The 15,015-nt window shown below is 69.1% G+C and carries 14 protein-coding genes; 9 read left to right on the plus strand and 5 right to left on the minus strand.

Annotation, left to right across the window (positions count from 1 at the left end; genetic code table 11):
• Nucleotides 1-6: 6 nt before the first annotated feature.
• Nucleotides 7-816: a polysaccharide deacetylase family protein gene (locus ABD808_RS38255; RefSeq protein WP_344908409.1), complete on the minus strand. Its 810-nt coding sequence runs from the start codon at nucleotides 814-816 to the stop codon at nucleotides 7-9.
• A 174-nt stretch (nucleotides 817-990) separates the two neighbouring features.
• On the opposite strand from ABD808_RS38255, the gene ABD808_RS38260 reads away from it, so the two are divergent.
• The gene (locus tag ABD808_RS38260) at nucleotides 991-1,362 is read left to right on the plus strand and encodes a hypothetical protein (protein WP_344908412.1); all 372 of its coding nucleotides are present in this window, start codon (nucleotides 991-993) and stop codon (nucleotides 1,360-1,362) included.
• A gap of 1 nt (nucleotide 1,363) precedes the next feature.
• Here ABD808_RS38260 and ABD808_RS38265 read toward each other — a convergent pair whose 3' ends face one another.
• Nucleotides 1,364-2,335, minus strand: coding sequence for a DUF4192 domain-containing protein (locus ABD808_RS38265; protein ID WP_344908414.1), 972 nt, complete (start codon nucleotides 2,333-2,335; stop codon nucleotides 1,364-1,366).
• Between the two features lie 107 nt (nucleotides 2,336-2,442).
• Here ABD808_RS38265 and ABD808_RS38270 point away from each other — a divergent pair, with 107 nt between their 5' ends.
• Nucleotides 2,443-4,533 carry an ATP-dependent DNA helicase gene (locus ABD808_RS38270; RefSeq protein ID WP_344908417.1) on the plus strand — a complete coding sequence of 697 codons (2,091 nt, stop codon included), beginning with the start codon at nucleotides 2,443-2,445 and terminating at the stop codon, nucleotides 4,531-4,533.
• Between the two features lie 9 nt (nucleotides 4,534-4,542).
• Here ABD808_RS38270 and ABD808_RS38275 read toward each other — a convergent pair whose 3' ends face one another.
• The 3 genes from ABD808_RS38275 to ABD808_RS38285 form a co-directional block, all read right to left on the minus strand.
• Complete coding sequence (locus ABD808_RS38275; RefSeq protein WP_344908420.1) at nucleotides 4,543-5,754, minus strand: pyridoxal phosphate-dependent aminotransferase; 1,212 nt, start codon at nucleotides 5,752-5,754, stop codon at nucleotides 4,543-4,545.
• Between the two features lie 75 nt (nucleotides 5,755-5,829).
• Nucleotides 5,830-8,340, minus strand: coding sequence for an ABC transporter permease (locus ABD808_RS38280; RefSeq protein WP_344908423.1), 2,511 nt, complete (start codon nucleotides 8,338-8,340; stop codon nucleotides 5,830-5,832).
• Nucleotides 8,337-9,119, minus strand: a complete 783-nt coding sequence (locus ABD808_RS38285) for an ABC transporter ATP-binding protein (RefSeq protein ID WP_344908425.1) — start codon at nucleotides 9,117-9,119, stop codon at nucleotides 8,337-8,339. The genes ABD808_RS38280 and ABD808_RS38285 overlap by 4 nt, the downstream gene beginning before the upstream one ends.
• 205 nt (nucleotides 9,120-9,324) lie before the next feature.
• On the opposite strand from ABD808_RS38285, the gene ABD808_RS38290 reads away from it, so the two are divergent.
• The 7 genes from ABD808_RS38290 to ABD808_RS38320 all read left to right on the plus strand — a co-directional run bounded on the left by ABD808_RS38290 (nucleotide 9,325) and on the right by ABD808_RS38320 (nucleotide 14,472).
• A complete protein-coding gene (locus tag ABD808_RS38290) occupies nucleotides 9,325-9,975 on the plus strand; it encodes a TetR/AcrR family transcriptional regulator (RefSeq protein ID WP_344908428.1) in 651 nt (216 codons plus the stop codon).
• A gap of 13 nt (nucleotides 9,976-9,988) precedes the next feature.
• Nucleotides 9,989-10,984 (plus strand): AurF N-oxygenase family protein, encoded by a 996-nt coding sequence (locus ABD808_RS38295; RefSeq protein WP_344908431.1) that lies wholly within the window; start codon nucleotides 9,989-9,991, stop codon nucleotides 10,982-10,984.
• Nucleotides 10,981-11,793: an SDR family NAD(P)-dependent oxidoreductase gene (locus ABD808_RS38300; RefSeq protein WP_344908434.1), complete on the plus strand. Its 813-nt coding sequence runs from the start codon at nucleotides 10,981-10,983 to the stop codon at nucleotides 11,791-11,793. Before ABD808_RS38295 ends, ABD808_RS38300 begins: the two co-directional genes overlap by 4 nt.
• A gap of 20 nt (nucleotides 11,794-11,813) precedes the next feature.
• Entirely contained in the window at nucleotides 11,814-12,317 is a 504-nt protein-coding gene (locus ABD808_RS38305; protein WP_344908437.1) for a 2-thiouracil desulfurase family protein, read from the plus strand.
• Nucleotides 12,318-12,356: 39 nt separating this feature from the next.
• The gene (locus ABD808_RS38310; protein WP_344908440.1) at nucleotides 12,357-13,040 is read left to right on the plus strand and encodes a phosphotransferase family protein; all 684 of its coding nucleotides are present in this window, start codon (nucleotides 12,357-12,359) and stop codon (nucleotides 13,038-13,040) included.
• A 663-nt stretch (nucleotides 13,041-13,703) separates the two neighbouring features.
• On the plus strand, nucleotides 13,704-13,871 hold the full coding sequence (locus tag ABD808_RS38760; protein WP_425549029.1) for a DUF397 domain-containing protein: 168 nt from the start codon (nucleotides 13,704-13,706) through the stop codon (nucleotides 13,869-13,871).
• Between the two features lie 100 nt (nucleotides 13,872-13,971).
• Nucleotides 13,972-14,472, plus strand: a complete 501-nt coding sequence (locus ABD808_RS38320; RefSeq protein WP_344908443.1) for a GNAT family N-acetyltransferase — start codon at nucleotides 13,972-13,974, stop codon at nucleotides 14,470-14,472.
• Nucleotides 14,473-15,015 lie beyond the last annotated feature (543 nt).

Consider the following 15,015-nt stretch of genomic DNA (forward strand, 5'->3'; position numbering starts at 1 on the left):
GGACCATCAGGGAAGACCCTGAGCGTCCCCTGAGTTCCGCCGCACGTACTCCTCCCCGGGCGTGAGGCGCCCGCCGAACAGCTCCGAGACCGTCACGAACACGTACCCCTGGGCGGCCAACCCGTCGATGATCTTCGGGACGGCGCGCACGGTCGTCGGGTGGATGTCGTGCATCAACACGATGGCGCCGGGCTTCGCCGACTTCAGCACCCGCCGCTCCACATACTTGGTGTCACGGTGCTCCCAGTCGGCCGGGTCGACGGTCCACATCACCTGCGCGAGGCCCATGTTCCGCGTGATCTCGGTCAACCGCTTGGACGTCGACCCGTACGGCGGCCGCAACATCACCGGCGTGAACCCGGACGCCCGCCGGATCGCGTCCTGCGTCCGCGTCAGCTCCGACAGGATCTTCTTTCTGGGCGCTCTCCCAAGGTCGGCGTGCGTATAACTGTGGTCGGCGACCTCATGCCCGCCCTGAAGCTCGCGCCGCACCAGCTCCGGATACTTGGCGGCGTTCTCCCCGATCAGAAAGAACGTGGCCTTCACATTCCGGGACGCGAGAATGCCCAACAACTCGCCCGTGCTCTCGGCGGGCCCGTCGTCGAACGTCAACGCCAGACACTTGACACGCCCACAGTCGGGCGGCGGCTTCTTCGGCTTCGGCTTCGGCCCGGGCGCCGCGGGCAGGCTTCCCTCGCTGCCCGCCGCGACCAGCCCGGCCCGTCCGGCGACCTGCCCGAGCGTGCTCAGCCACGCGCAGATCGCGGCCGCGAGCACGGCGGCTGCCCCCTTCCGGACCAGGTTCGGCCCGTCCATCAACACCCCCGCTGCTGAACCCCCCTGAGCTGGCAAGTCTAGGCGTCGAACCCGGTCACGCCGTGGACGCCGCCGCTGTGTCGGGAACCCGCGCGCCCCGGACCGGCGTTATCGTCGTACACCACAACCGGCCCTGGAACGGCTCCGGGGCGGCACCAGACGACAGGGTGGACAATGAGGTTCCGGGACCGATTCGGGATCCGCAAGAACCGCGGGTCGACCGTGACGAAGTTCGACCGTGAGGCGACCGATTCCGACATCGAGGCGCTGATCGCGTTCGCCCGCTCCCGCCGTGGCGTCGAGTTCTTCGTCGAGCCGGAGACCTTCGCGACCGACACCACCGCCGTCGCCGTCGCCCACGACGGCGAATGGACCCGCCGCCGCGTCGGCTCCCCCAAAGTCATCGGCAAGGTGGCCCGCGACCTCGGCCTCCCCGTCTACGACGTCCAGATCGTCGGCTACCCGCCCCGCATGCGCGCCTGGAACGCCCGCAACCCCACCCGCCGCCTCGACCCCGGCACCCCCGGCGAAGCCGTCTCCCCCTGAGTCAGGTTGTTTGTTGGTGGTCGTTGTAGTCGGTGGCGAGTTGGGCGGGGGTTGTGCGGAGGCGGAGCTTGGATGGTGGGATGCCGGTGTTGATGACCTGGCGCAGAAGGAGGGCCATGGTGTAGCCGGGGTCGGCGTCCAGGGCTCGTTCCAGGGCGATGTTGGCCAGGCCGCCGTCGCCCGCTATGTAGGCGGAGTAGGCCAGGAGGGAGGCGGGGGCGGGGACGTAGGGCGGTTCCACTCGGCGGACGATGTCGCGCCACAGGGCGATGTCGGCGGACGGGGCGTCCCCGTCGATGCGGACCCAGGCCTCGTCGCGGAGGCGCATGTCGGTGAGGAGGACGCCCAGGCGGGCCGTCTCGTCGTCGGTGGGGCTTGTGCCGGTGCGGGCACGGTGGAGGGTGGTGGTGATGAAGTCGAGGGCCTCGGTGCGGGTTTCGGGTGGGGGGCTTTGTTCGGCGCGGATAGTCGCCTCTCGCATGGAGGTGCGGGTGGGGTCGTCCAAGGGGGCCAGGGAGCGGACGAGGTCGGAGCGGTCGGCCAGGGCGACCTGGCCCGCGAAGGTCGCCTGGGCGGCGATGAGGGTGGTGGCGCTGTCGTAGGGCGTGCCTTCGGCCGGGCAGCAGTCGTCGGCGCAGGTGAGGGACCACCAGCGGCCGTCGGCGACGCGGATGGCCTCGGAGGCGGGAACGCCCGCGGCGACCAGGGCGGGGCGCAGGTCGGCCACCGAGTCGCGGACCTCGTCGTCGGGACCGTAGCCGAGGAGGAGGGAGCGGCGGAAACCGTTGCCCGAGAGGAGGTCGGCGACCCGGTCGGCGGCGTCGGACGAGGGTAAGTCGAGCCGGATCGCGCAGGTGCCGTTCGTGTCGCTCTCGAAGCCGATCACGACGAGGCTGCGGGACGGGTGGAACCCCAGCAGGTACGGGACGGCCGCGATCGCGTCCTCGGCGGTTCGGATCACCAGTGCTGTCATGTCCTCGACCCTCGCAGCCCCCACCCGGCTCGCGACGCCGCCACCAGGATTGTGGATAACTCCGCCCGGGGCGCGGGTGTCCGTCGTGGGCTGTAGCGTTGTGCGACGTGCCCGCCCCTGATCTGCTGAACAACAGCGATACCCAGATTCCCGACGTGTCGGCGCTGCTCAGCGCGGCCGTGTCCGCCATCGGAGGCGCCGAGCGGCCGGGGCAGGTGAGCATGGCACAGGCGGTGGAGAAGGCGATCGAGTCGGGCGAGCATGTCGCCGCTCAGGCCGGTACCGGGACGGGCAAGTCGCTCGCCTATCTGGTGCCCGCGATCCGGTACGCCGTGGAGAAGGAGACGACCGTCGTCGTGTCGACGGCGACGATCGCGTTGCAGCGTCAGCTCGTCGACCGCGATCTGCCACGGTTGGCGGAGGCGCTCGGGCCGCTGCTCGGGACGGAGCTGAGGTTCGCGATCCTCAAGGGCCGCCGCAACTACCTGTGCCTGCACCGGGTGCAGACCGGCGTGCCGGAGGAGGACGAGGGCCCGAGCCTGTTCGACCCGCAGCAGCTGTCGACGCTCGGACGGCAGGTCAAGCGGCTGAACGACTGGGCGGAGGAGACCCAGACCGGCGACCGCGACGAGCTGGTGCCGGGGGTGAGCGAGCAGGCGTGGCGGCAGGTCGCCGTCAGCGCCAGGGAGTGCCTGGGCGCACAGCGCTGCCCGCACGGCACGTCGTGTTTCTCCGAGTTGGCCCGCGCGGAGGCGGGCGAGGCCCACATCGTGGTCACGAACCACGCGCTACTGGCGATCGACGCTCTGGAGGAGTTCCAGGTCCTGCCGGAACACGACGTGGTGATCGTGGACGAGGCGCACGAACTCGTCGACCGGGTCACGTCGGTCGCGACCGGCGATCTGAGCGCCGCCGCCGTGGAGGTGGCGGCGCGCCGGTGCGGGCGACTCATCGAGGAGGCCGTCGCCGACCGGTTGAAGGAGGCCGGGGAAGGGCTCGGGATCCTGCTGGAGGATTTGCCGTCCGGACGCATGGACGACCTGTCCCCCGCGCTCGGCAACTCCCTGGCCGTAGTTCGAGACGCCCTGCACGCCTGTGTCACGGGGCTCGGGCCAGAGCGGAAGGACGCAGAGCCCGGTGACATGGCCGCGCGCAAGGCGGCACGGTCGTCATTGGAGGAACTGCACGACACGGCTGTGCGGACGCTGGAGGCGTTCAAGCCCGACGCGGCTGAACAGTTCGACGTGGTGTGGTTGGAGAAGCCGTTCGTCCAGGACGGGCGGCCGAACCGTCCGCCCGCGCTGCACGTCGCGCCGATCGGGGTCGGCGGGCTGCTGCGGACGACGCTGTTCGAACAGCGCACCGCGATCCTCACGTCCGCGACGTTGACCCTGGGCGGGTCGTTCGAGCCACTGGCCCGGCAATGGGGGCTGCCGCCCCTGACCGGGACCGCGGGCGACGCCAAGACGGCGGCGGAGGGCCTGGCCAGGACCGCGACGGAGAAGGCCGAGGAGTCGGAGATCTCCTGGTCGGGGCTCGACGCGGGGTCACCGTTCGAGCATGCGAAGGCGGGCATCCTTTACGTCGCGCGACATTTGCCGCAACCGGGGCGGGACGGGCTCGCCGACGCCTACCTGACGGAGATCACCGAGCTGATCGAGGCGGCGGGCGGCCGCACTCTCGGCCTGTTCTCCTCGATGCGGGCGGCCCGGCAGGCCACCGACGAGCTGAAGGACCACCTGACCCATCCGCTGCTGTGCCAGGGCGACGACTCCACGTCCCTGCTGGTCAAGAAGTTCTCCGACGACGAGCGGACCTGCCTGTTCGGAACCCTGTCGCTGTGGCAGGGCGTCGACGTCCCCGGCCCCTCACTCCAACTCGTGATCATGGACCGGATCCCGTTCCCCCGTCCGGACGACCCGGTCTCGTCGGCACGGTCCCGGGCCGTCGCGGCGCGCGGCGGCAACGGGTTCATGGCCGTGGCGGCGACGCACGCGGCGCTGCTGCTCGCGCAGGGCGCCGGGCGGCTGCTGCGGTCGATGGACGACCGGGGCGTCGTCGCCGTCCTCGACCCACGGCTCGCGACGGCGCGCTACGGAAGCTTCCTCAAGAGCACGCTGCCGCCGTTCTGGGCGACCACCGACCCGGACGTCGTGCGGGGCGCGCTCCGCCGTCTCGACGAGGCCGCCACCGCCTGATCCCGGAGGTCAGCGACGGTATGTGTGGAGGAACTCGCCGATACGGCCCACGGCCTCTTCGAGGTCGTCGGCGTACTGGAGCGTGACAACACGGAAGTGGTCGGTGGCGGGCCAGTTGAAGCCCGTGCCCTGGACGACGAGAAGTTTCTGCTGCTCCAGGAGGTCGAGCGCGAAGCGCATGTCGTCCTCGATCGGATACATCTCCGGGTCGAGGCGCGGGAACACGTACAGCGCGCCCATGGGACGGACGCAGCTCACGCCCGGCAGGTCGTTCAGCAGTTTCCAGGCGCGGTCGCGCTGCTCGCCGAGGCGTCCGGTCGGCAGGACGAGCTCGTTGATGCTCTGGTATCCGCCGAGCGCAGCCTGCACGGCGTGCTGTCCGGGGACGTTCGGGCAGAGCCGCATGTTGGCGAGTATGTCGAGCCCCTCGATGTAGGACTCGGCGTGCTCCTTCGGGCCTGACAGCACGACCCACCCGGCGCGGAACCCGGCGACCCGGTAGTTCTTCGACAGCCCCCCGAAGGTCAGGCACAGCAGGTCGGGGGCCAGCGACGCGATCGGGATGTGCCGGGCGTCGTCGTACAGGATCCGGTCGTAGATCTCGTCCGCGAAGATGATCAGGTTGTGGCGGCGGGCGAGCTCGACGACGCCGGTCAGCACGTCGCGCGGGTAGACCGCACCGGTCGGGTTGTTCGGGTTGATCAGCACCAGCGCGCGCGTCCGGTCGCCGATCTTCGCCTCGATGTCGTCGAGGCTCGGCGCCCAGTCGGCGGCCTCGTCGCACAGGTAGTGGACGGGCGTCCCGCCGCACAGTGACGCCGCCGCCGTCCACAGCGGGTAGTCGGGCGCGGGGATGAGCACCTCGTCGCCGTCGTTCAGCAGCGCCTGCAACGTCATGACGATCAGTTCGGACACGCCGTTGCCGAGGTAGACGTCCTCGACGTCGACGCCGGTCACGCCGTCGTCCTCCATGCGCTGCACGATGGCGCGGCGCGCGGGCAGGATGCCCTTGGAGTCGCTGTAGCCGTGCGCGTCGGGCAGGTTGCGGATCATGTCCTGGAGCAGCTCGGGCGGGGCCTCGAACCCGAACGGGGCCGGGTTGCCGATGTGCAGCTTGAGGATGTTGTTGCCCTCGGCCTCCAGCTGCTTGGCGCGCTTGAGCACCGGGCCGCGGATGTCGTAACAGACGCTGGTGAGCTTCCCCGACTGGTTGACCTGCATGGACTCACTGTAGCCAGGGCCGGGTACGCAGCGTCCCGTCCCCCCGCCCGATCGACGGGGGGACGGGACGCGCCGTCACGGCGCGGAGATCGCCGACAGGATCGCCAGCCGCGCCGCGCGCCGGGCGGGCCGGATCGCGGCGAGCGCCCCCGCGACCGCGCCGACCAGCGCGACGACCACCAGCGTGATGACGGGCGGCGCGAACGGGTTGCCGAGCGCGGTGCCGAGCCCCCAGCCGAGGAACAGGCCGAGCCCGATCCCGCCCGCCGTGCCGAACAGCGCGACGATCACCGATTCCCAGCGCACCATGGACCTGATCTGCGGACGGGTCGCGCCGACAGCGCGCAACAGCCCGAGTTCCCGGGTCCGTTCGTGGACGGCTAGCGAAAGCGTGTTCGCGATGCCGAGCAGCGCGATCACGATGGCGAGGATCAGCAGTCCGTACACGACCGTGACGAAACCCTGCATCTCCTCAGTCTGCGCGGAGACGAAGTCGTCCCGCGTCTGGACCTCCGGCGACCCGTACGGTTTGGCGAGCGCGGTCAGCGCCTGCTTGGCCTCGGCGACGGACGCGCCGTCCTTGAGGACGACGAACGCCCGCGTGTCGAGCGGCTGCCGGGTGTGCGCGTCCCACACGGTGCGCGGGACGAGGTAGTCGCCGGTCAGGTCGGTGTTGTCGTAGACGGCGCCGACCGTGAGCCGCTGCGAGGAGCCGTCCGCGAACGTCACCGGGACCTGCGAACCGACACGCCAACCCTTGTCGTCCGCGACGCTCTTCGACACCGCGAACGTGCCCGCACCAGACAGAGCGCCTTGGGTGACGTCCAGGTCGAGCACCTTGCCAAGGGCGGACGGGTCGGCGACGCTCACGGTGGAGGGGTCGCCGTCCACCCGCATGCCGCCGTTGCCCGCACCCGCGACCCGTTCGACCTGCGGCAGTTTCGCGGCGTCGCGGGCGACCCCGGTGCTGAACCCGCCCGTCTCGTTGTTTCCGGAGTTGACGACGAGCGGCCCCTTGAACGAGCCCGCGACGCTGTCCTCCAGGGACGCGCCGAGCGACCCGATGAACACCGTCATCAGCGTCACGACACCCACACCGATCATCAGCGCGGCCGCGGCGCCCGCCGTGCGTTTGGGGCTGCGGGACGCGTTGTCGCGCGCCAACGCCCCCGGCACGCCCCTCGTCCGGGCGGCGGGCCCGCCGATCAGCGCCGCGACGGGACGGGCCGCGACCGGCCCGAGCGCGACCATCGCGACCACGCACAGCAACGCGCCCACGCCCGCCACCGCCATCTGCTCACTGACCGCGCCCAGCACCACGGTCCCGGCGGCGACCGCGCCGAGCACAGACCCGACGATCACGCGCGTGTCGGTCGCGCGGGCCGACTCGGTGGCGACCTCGCGCAGCGCGGCCAGCGGCGCCACCCGGGACGCCTTCACCGCAGGTCCGAGCGCGGCGACCAGCGTCACCACCAGCCCGACCGGCACCGCGATCAGAAGCGAGGTGGTGGCGACGGTGAGGCCCTCCATCGCGATCCCGATCCGGAACTGCGTGAACAGCCACCGCAGCAGCGCCGCGAACCCCATCCCCCCGGCGAGCCCGGCGAGAGTCGCGGCGGCCCCGATGACCAGGGCCTCGACCCCGACGATCGCCATGACCTGGCGGCGCCCCGCGCCGAGGGCCCGCAGCAGCGCCGACTCGCGGGTCCGCTGCGCCGTCGTGATCGCGAACGTGTTGTGGATGCTGAACGCGGCGACGAGCAGCGCGACCCCGCCGAACGCGGCCAGGACCGTCCGGAAGATCTGGAGGAAACCGGACTCGACCTTGGACATGCCCTCGTCGACCTGCGCCTTGTTCGTGACGGCCTCGGTCCCGGCGGGCAGGACGGGCTTGATGCGGGACGCCAACTCGTCCTGGCTGACCCCGTCCGCGGCCCGCACGGACACGCCGGTGATCTGGTCGGACGCCTTCGCCACGTACGTGCGGGCGCCGTCCAGGCTGAACGCCGTGAACGACGTCTCCCCGAACGCCTCCTCGTCACCGAACATGCTGATCCCGACAACGGTCACCGGGACCTTCTCCGGCGTGAGCACCGCCGTCCGGTCGCCGACCTTCAGCTTCCCCTCGTCGGCGAACATCTTGTTGATGACGACCTCGTTCGGCGCGCGCGGCGCCCGGCCCTCCGCGAGCCGGTACGGGTTGAGCTTCGGATCGTTCAGCCAGTTCCCGGCACGGCGCGGGCCGCGCGACTCGACAATGGTTCCGTCCTTGGCGAGCAGCTGCCCCGAACCCTCGATGACTGGTTCGGCGTTGGCGACACCGTCCACCTGACGCACTTTGTCCAGGACGGAGGCGTCGATCTGACCGCGCGACCCCCACGGCTCGTCGCTGACACTGGTCGAGTTGCGGACACTGACGTCCGTCTGGCCGTACGCCTTGGAGAAGTACCCGTCGATACTCGACGCGAGGGTGTCACCAAGCACGAGCGTCCCCATAAGGAAAGCGACACCGAGGAACACCGCCACCAGTGAGCCGACCATCCGGCGCTTGCGTCCCCACAGTTCTTTGAAGACGAGACCCATCATCGGTGGTCCCCCAGTCCGCGCATCCTGTCCAGCACCCGGCCGGCCGTGGGGGCGTCCATGACGTCGACGATCCGACCGTCGGCGAGGAACACCACCGAGTCGGCGTGGCCCGCCGCGCTCGGGTCGTGAGTGACCATCGCGACCGTCTGGCCCAGGTCGTCCACGGCGCCCCGGAGCAGCGCCAGCACCTCGCCGCCGGTGCGGGAGTCGAGGTTGCCGGTCGGCTCGTCCGCGAAGATGATCTGCGGACGGGTGACGAGCGCCCGGGCCAGCGCGACCCGCTGCTGCTGCCCGCCCGACATCTCCGACGGACGGTGCGACAGCCGGTCCCCCAGCTTCAGGACGCGCACGACCGTGTCCAGCCACTCCGCGTCGGGGCTCGTGCCCGCCAGCGTCATCGGCAGGAGGATGTTGTCGCGCGCGGTCAGCGTCGGGAGCAGGTTGAACGCCTGGAACACGAACCCGATCCGCTCGCGCCGCAGCCTGGTCAGCCGCCGGTCCGACAGCGCGCCGAGCTCCTGGTCGCCGACGAAGACCTGGCCGGACGTCGCGTCCTCCAGCCCCGCCACGCAGTGCATCAGCGTGGACTTCCCGGCGCCGGACGGCCCCATGATCGCGGTGAACCGGCCGTCCGGAAGCACCACGCTGACGTCGTCGAGCGCGCGCACCGCCATGTCGCCGGACCCGTAGACCTTCGTGAGATGGACGGTCCGGGCGCCGCCCTTCGCGGCGCCCGCGTCCTCGTTGATCGTTCGCCTTGCCTCTGCTGCGTTTCCCATGCCGAGGATCGTCGCGGCGCCCTCCACCACCCGTCGTCAGGCCAGAAGAGGCACCCCGCCTGCTCCCCACGAAGCACCGCCGCGCCCCCGCCTACGCCACCCGGGGTACGCCGACCACCGCAATAAGACAGGCCGTCCAATTGTGACGCGGACAACATACATGCAGGCTTGCTTGCTTGTATGTGCCGCTCGTACCGTCGGAGACGTGACCCTGAGCAGCCGACGACACCACGGGCACGGCCCGTCCCGCCGCCGCACGCAGGAGGAACGCCGGTCGCGCACCCAGGCGAGCCTCCTGGAGGCGACGATGGAATGCCTGGTGGACCTCGGCTGGTCCGGGACGTCCACCACGGAGGTGGCCCGCCGCGCGGGCGTCTCACGCGGCGCGCAGCAGCACCACTACCCCACCAAGATGGTCCTTGTCGCGGCGGCCCTGGAGCATCTGCTGGAGGCGCAACGCCTGGCGTACGAGACCGCGTTCGCGAACCTGCCGCCCGAACGGCGCAACGTGTCCGGCGCGCTCGACCTGCTCTGGGACGTGTTCCGTGGACGTCCCGCCAGGGCCCTCACCGAACTGGCGGTGGCGGCCCGCACCGACGACGAGCTCCGACCGCTGTGCCGCGACCTGAACGAACGGATCCTCCAGGTGATCCTGGACGTGTTCGAACGGCTGTTCCCGGAGACCAGACTGCACGCCGACGCCGTCCCCACCATGCTGCGCAGCGTGTTCGCGATGTTCGTCGGCCTGTCCATACAGAACGCGCTGGACGACGACGCGGACGGCCACCAGGCCGCCGTGCTGCGCCAGCTCAAGGACGTCGCACGGATGATCGTCCCGCAACCGGAGACCCCCTGAGGGAGCGACCGACATGCCGAAAGCCCCCGACGAACTCGCCCACGAAGTCCGCGAACAGGTCACGGACACCAAGTCCTACCTCGGCGTCATCGACCGCCTGAACAAGGCGTCCGTCGACAGGCACTGGGAGGCCTACGCCGACATCCCCTGGGACGACCCCGATTTCACGGTCGACCAGAACGACCCCCGCTGGGTTCTGCCGCCGTTCGACCGCCTCGGCGAAACAGACTGGTACCGGGCGCAACCTACGGAGGTCCAGGCACGGATCGGGCTGTGGCGCGTCGCCACCGCCATGAAGATCGGCCTCCAGTTCGAGAACCTGCTGAAACGCGGGCTGCTCAACTACGCCTACCGGCTGCCGAACGGACGCCCCGAATTCCGGTACGTCTACCACGAGACGACCGAGGAATGTCACCACGGAATGATGTTCCAGGAATTCGTGAACCGCACGAAACTGCCGATCCGCGGCATGCCGCGCTCGCTCAGCCTCATCGCGCAGGCCGCCCCGTGGATCCCGCTGGTCAGCACCGAGATGTTCTTCATCTTCGTCCTCGGCGGCGAGGACCCGATCGACTACGTCCAGCGCAAATCCTTGAAGGGCGGGCATATCAGGCACCCGCTCGAAGAGACCATCATGAAGATCCACATCGCGGAGGAGGCCCGGCACATCTCGTTCGCCCGGCACTACCTCAGACACCGGGTCCCGACCATGCACCCGCTGCGCCGCCGCGTCCTCGGCGTCGCGACACCCGTCGTCCTCGGCATCATGGCGCGGATCATGCTGTCGCCCCCCGGCCCGATGGTACGCCACTTCGACATCCCGAAGGACGTCGTCCGCCAGGCGTACCGGGGCGAGGCGGCCCGCGCGGAGATCTCCGACTCCGTCGGCAAGATCCGTGACCTGATGGCCGAACTCGGCGTGATCAGCCCCACCGGCAAACAACTGTGGAAGGCGTTCGGCATCTGGAACGAGCCAAAGCAGCGCCGCGCCACCCAGGCAAGCCGATGAGCATCGCGATCGTGACCGGTGGCGCGTCCGGCATAGGCCGCGCCATCGCCACGGCCCTGGTAACACGCGGCGACACCGTCATGGTGACCGACATCAACACCGAAGGTGCCGCCCACGTCGCCGAAAGACTCAACTCCCTCGGCAAGGGCACAGCGACCTCCGCGGCACTCGACGTCACCTCACCCGCCGACGTCACCGCCCTCTACCAGGACGTACGAGCCGACCACGGACGCCTCGACCTGGTGTTCAACAACGCCGGCATCGCCATCGGCGGCCTCGCTGAGGAACTCACCCTCGACCACTGGAACCGCGCGATCGACATCAACCTCAAGGGCGTCGTCCACGGCGTCCACGCCGCCTATCCGATCATGCTGGAGCAACACGGCGGACACATCGTCAACACCGCCTCGCTCGCCGGTCTCGTCCCGATGCCCATCGGCATCCCGTACACGGCCACCAAACACGCGGTCGTCGGCTTGTCCCTGGGCCTCCGCGCCGAGGCCGCAGGACGCGGTGTCAAGGTCAGCGTCGTCTGCCCGAGCTTCGTCGACACACCCCTGCTCCACAACGTCAACCCCGGCCTCCCCGAGACCCCGATGAGCGGCGACGCCTCCACCGACATCGCCAAGGCGGCCCCGCGCTTCTACACGGCCGAGAAACTCGCCCGCGACATCCTGCGCGGCATCGCCAGAAACCAGGCCCTCATCGTCGCCCCCGCCAGCGGCCGCCTAGCCTGGCGCGGCGCCCGCCTCAGCCCGCACGGCGCCGTCCGCATAGCCCAGAAAGCAGTGGACCGCATCCGCGGCTAACCAGCCCTAGTCTGAAAGACGTGGAACGCATCCTGGTCAGCTCCTGCCTGGTGGGACGCCCCGTCCGCTACGACGGGGCCGCCAAGCCCCTGCACGCCGACCTCTTCGAACAGTGGCGCACGGAGGGGCGCCTCGTCCCGTTCTGCCCGGAGATCTCGGGTGGCCTCCCCGTCCCCCGCCCACCCGCCGAGATCATCGACGGCGACGGCCACGCCGTCCTCGACGGCACCGCCCGCATCCGCACCGCCAAAGGCGAGGACGTGACCGCCGAATTCCTCCAAGGCGCCCACCAGGCCCTCGCGACGGCCCGCCGCTCCGGCGCCCGCATCACCCTCCTCAAGGAGGGCAGCCCGTCCTGCGGCAGCCACCGCATCTACGACGGCACTCACACGGGCACCCGCATCCCAGGCGAAGGCGTCACCGCAGCCCTCCTAGAACGTTCAGGCATCCAGGTCTTCAGTGAAAACGACCTCCCAGCCCTGAACACCCTCCTCAACACTCTGGAAACCCCCACCCAAACCTGAGATGGCCTCGTGTCCGAGTCCGCATTGCCCGGTGGCTTCGTGAACACCAGCGTCCGAGTCGGCAACACGGTCCGCCGACACCCCGCACCGAGTTCCCCGTTCACCCACCGACTCCTAACCCTGCTGGAACGAGCCGCATGGAACGGAGCGCCCCGTCTCCTAGGGACAGATCACCGAGGTCGCGGGGCCTGGGAAAAAGCTCAACCCCCCGCGGTAACCAGCGACGAAAGCCTGACGCGAATCGCCCAGCTGGTCCGCGAGTTCCACGACCTGACAGCCGCAACGGCCCTGGCAGGCAACGAAGAAGTCGTATGCCACAACGACCTGTCACCCAAAAACACGGTGTACCAAGACCAAGGCGCCGGACTGCGCCCAGTAGCCTTCATCGACTGGGACCTAGCAGCTCCCGGACGCCGAATCCACGACATCGCACACGTGTGCTGGCAATACATAGGCCTAGGCCCCAACATCGCCGACATCGGACAAGCAGCCCAGCAACTACGCTTGATCTGCGACGCCTACGGCCTACCCAACCGGCACGAACTGATAAATATGATCTTGTGGTGGCAAGACCGATGCTGGCGCGGCATCACCGCCGCCGCAACAGCCGGAAACCCAGCAATGACCCGTCTTCGCGACGCCGGAGCCGTAGACGAGGTGCAAGCCGCCCATGCCTGGGTCAAGCAACACCACACTGAGTTGGCCTCACACTTGATGCCGTAAGACCACAGATCGTCCTCCTCACCGAGCAAGCTGCCACAGAGCGGAGCAGGACAAACAAAAGCACTGCCGCGACCGTGCCCCTCCGGTCGGCATCTCCGACCTGGGGATGACAACGAATGCCCCCACGCACTACTCGAACCGCGACAGCCAAACGCGACCTTCAAACCGGGCGACGCGCCGTTCACGCGCAGAACGTTCGCCCCCGCAACGCGACCGAGCGAACCGCCGCCCATCAGATTCCCGCATCTGAACAGCGCGACTATCGACGGCACTCTCAGAAATCTCTTGATCACACGGAGTTGACACGCCGAACCCCGAGCGGCGCCCCTCCCCCCGCTCATCGGCCCGATCTCTGGAGGTCACTGGTGCCCAGCCCATTCGTCCGACGGCGACGCCTCGCCACCGAACTACACGCACTGCGCGAACAACGCGGCCTGACCTCCGACGAGCATCCTGGACAAGTTCGCCACCCTGGCCCGGCCGGTCCAACGGTGGTCATCCCCGATGACCACCACAAACCTTGTACATACGGCTCCGCCAGAGGTAGCAGGGGTATGAACAGCTACATGACCGTCTCCGGCTGGCCGCACTGCCCGCGCTGGAGAGTCGCTCTCTTCTAGAGGACGCGGCTGACCGGCTGAGCCGACAGGCAGGGCCAGAATCGTGAAGCAACACCACATCGACTGGCGCAAGTCCAGCTACAGCGCTCCCAGCGGTGACTGCGTGGAAATAGCCAAATCCTCCCGGAACACAATCGGCATCCGCGACAGCAAGGCAGGCGACAGAAGCCCCATCATCGAACTACACAACGCCAATGGACAAGACTCCTAGCGCACCAGTCGTAGAGCGCCATGCCGCCTGGTCCTTGGGGCTGGCTGCTCGCGGCGAAATGATCGGTGGCCTTAGCGAACTATCTGGGTAGAGTTGGACGGTGCCTGAGCTAGTGCAGCTGCACGTTGGCCATGGCTCGGCGGTTCTAGCCTTCGAGCTGGCGAACCGTGCGTACTTCGCTGCTTCAATCTCTGATCGCGGGGACGAGTTCTTCGACCAGTTCCTCGATCGGCACAGCGCCTTGTTGGCTGAGCAAGAGGCCGGAACCTGTGCCTTCTACGTGCTCGTCGCTGGTGACGGCTCGGCGCTGGGCCGGTTCAACCTGTACGACATCCGGGACGGCACCGCAAGACTCGGCTACCGGGTCGCGCAACACGTCGCCGGCCGCGGTGTGGCGACCAAGTGCGTCCAAGAGCTGTGCCGGATCGCCGCAACGCGGCACGGGCTGCGCACACTGCGAGCGGCCACCTCCCACGACAACGCCGCGTCCCGAAAGGTGCTGACCAAGGCCGGGTTCGTCCCGGTCGGCCCAGCCACCCCAGCCGATCTCGGCGGTAAGTCAGGCACCTGGTACCAACGCGATCTGCGCCCCTATGTCTGATCTTGCCGTTGGAGCGGCGGCAGGAGGGGCGCAAACCACCGCTGATCGTCGGCGAGTGAAGACTAACCATTCTTGCGGTGAGCGAAAACCACAGCCTTGACCCTGGCAGGAGACGTTCGAGGTTCTGACGTCCCCGCTACCGGACCGGTTCGCCCCCCGAGCCCCTATCCCCGCCGGGCACAGCAGCGCGGGAAGCTCTTCCTTGCCGCAAAGGCACCGCAACAGGCACTGGAGAAGCCGTCCCTAGTCCGCGTCAATCTTCGCCGTTGGCCGCGCTGACGAATACGCCCGCCACCTCGCACCTAACGAGGTTATCGCGTCATCGGCCCGTACAGGACGTAACCCATCGGCTCGCCTCGGCCGCCTGGCCGCGAATCAGGGCATGAAGACCACGACCAACAGCCGAGGCCAACCGCAGGGTCGACCAGATCAGCTGAGCACGGTCGAGGAGATACCCACCAGGTGTCCACATCCCGACAAATGAGAAAGGCCCCGCCATCAATGGCGGGGCCCTCCCCTCAACAAAAATGTCCGGCGGTGTCC

The organism is Actinomadura meridiana (assembly GCF_039537545.1).
Taxonomy (GTDB): domain Bacteria; phylum Actinomycetota; class Actinomycetes; order Streptosporangiales; family Streptosporangiaceae; genus Spirillospora; species Spirillospora meridiana.